A 1,745-nucleotide genomic window follows, 5' to 3' on the forward strand; every position below is an offset into this window, starting at 1 on the left:
TAAATAGCTAGTTTATTTCTTAGGAGTCAGGTAGGGAAGCTGTCGGATTAGCAACGTACAGAATGAATAGTTTCAATATCATTTATTAGGTCTTCAACAATTAATAATTAATAATTAATAATTAATAATTAACAATTACCTCTCTTTGAAAAGAAGAGGATTGACTAAAAGGAAAATTTTTTCTTTTCTCTTGGTCGATTGGATATGGCGAGGAGACCCGTTCTTACAGACCCGCTCCGAAGATCGCCATCCCACCCTTCGGGAAGCTCCGCTTTTTCCGTTTGTCATGCTCCGCAAACATGTCGCGCAGCGTTACCTGGACTTTTGTAAAAAAGTAAAATAGATTTAGCTCTATTCTATAATTAGAGCGAGTTATACCTGAGTCTACCCCCAGATTACCCCCAAGTCAGCTTGATGTTGAGCAAAATATTTCTTGATTCTGTTGTCACCAGCAAAAAAATTTGTAGGAAACACCACTCACAAATACTTCTAATGTCTCTGTAAAATTTGTCACAGCTTGGCGAGAATCACCCTTTCTCAAGCCTGCCATTAATTGTTGGTAAACAATGAAAGTATAGGCAACAAACACTCAGATCAAATGACGCATCATACTGGTTTGAGCTGTGAGTTGATCTTCTTTTCAACCCAACCATCCCTGAGCTTCCCGATCAAACTTTTCAATATAGTTTCTCTCACAAAAGGTTGTAAGTATCCATCCATTCTCCGGTCACACTTTTATATTGTTTATGTGTGATTAAATCATCAATTTCAGTCCCTTGAGATATATAACTATGATTGATGACGATCGCAATAGTTCTAGGACCAGTTAAACCTTTGGTTTCTACTTCTATGGTAGCTACCCAAACTGTTTTGGGTATATCTTGTTGTGATCGATCCTTCCAGCAAAATTATTTTCAGGTAAAGATATGCCTATTTCATCTCACCTTTTTTGTGATTGTTTTTTGCCAGTTTTTTGATGGATAACACTTACCTGACGATTTTTCGCTAACCCCCTTATATATTTGGTGGTGGTGCATAGTCATGGTAAAGGAAGCACCGGGAGTTTGGGGGGATGGGGGGATGGGGAGATCAGGAGTGTGGGAGATGGGGAGTGTGGGAGAAATTAAAAAATATGTATCCTACCATTACTATGCAGGACTATCATATATTTAAGTTCCAGTTGTTCTAACTCCTGTAGAAAAGACGAATTATTTCCATCACCTCCATCCACTAAAACTATACCTGGTCGATATTTTCTGGACAAAGTTTTTTTGACTAACTTGATTGCTCAATCGGGTTTTTTCACAAATTCTTGATCTTGTTTTGCATCTGGAATTTGATGATCACTTTTGGTATAACTCCACATCCAAAGGTAGACTGCCCACTCCATCATATAGGTAAGTTGTGACTATTACTACTCCATTGTCTGCAGTACTAATTTCTCCAAGATATTGTCGGCCGACTCCACCAGTAAAATTACCACTTTTTTGATGGCCAGAATCATCAATAATCAGAGCACATCCATTTCTAATTCGGGTTTGATCATGTTGATTCATAATTTCTCAACGACCTTTGCTAATGCAAAGCTTCCCTAACATTTATCGAATTTTCAGCCCATTTGGCATAGGCAATAAAATGATGTATATTTTTATATAAAGAGCCGATAATATTGTCGGTAATTTGAGCAATATTTTGGCGTTGACTTTCTCCTAATAATCCCGCCAAATCCAAGGCGAAATCCCTTT

General features: G+C 37.8%; 2 protein-coding genes. One reads left to right on the forward strand and one right to left on the reverse strand.

Annotated features, from left to right (window positions below; genetic code table 11):
- The first annotated feature begins 1,041 nt into the window (after positions 1-1,041).
- Positions 1,042-1,173 (forward strand): hypothetical protein, encoded by a 132-nt coding sequence (locus F6K13_RS31730; protein WP_287289672.1) that lies wholly within the window; start codon positions 1,042-1,044, stop codon positions 1,171-1,173.
- Between the two features lie 170 nt (positions 1,174-1,343).
- Here the strand turns inward: F6K13_RS31730 and F6K13_RS35920 are convergent, their stop codons facing one another.
- Complete coding sequence (locus tag F6K13_RS35920) at positions 1,344-1,556, reverse strand: transposase (RefSeq protein WP_124143558.1); 213 nt, start codon at positions 1,554-1,556, stop codon at positions 1,344-1,346.
- Between the last annotated feature and the right edge of the window lie 189 nt (positions 1,557-1,745).

The sequence above is a fragment of the Okeania sp. SIO2B9 genome (genome assembly GCF_010672505.1).
Taxonomy (GTDB): domain Bacteria; phylum Cyanobacteriota; class Cyanobacteriia; order Cyanobacteriales; family Microcoleaceae; genus Okeania; species Okeania hirsuta.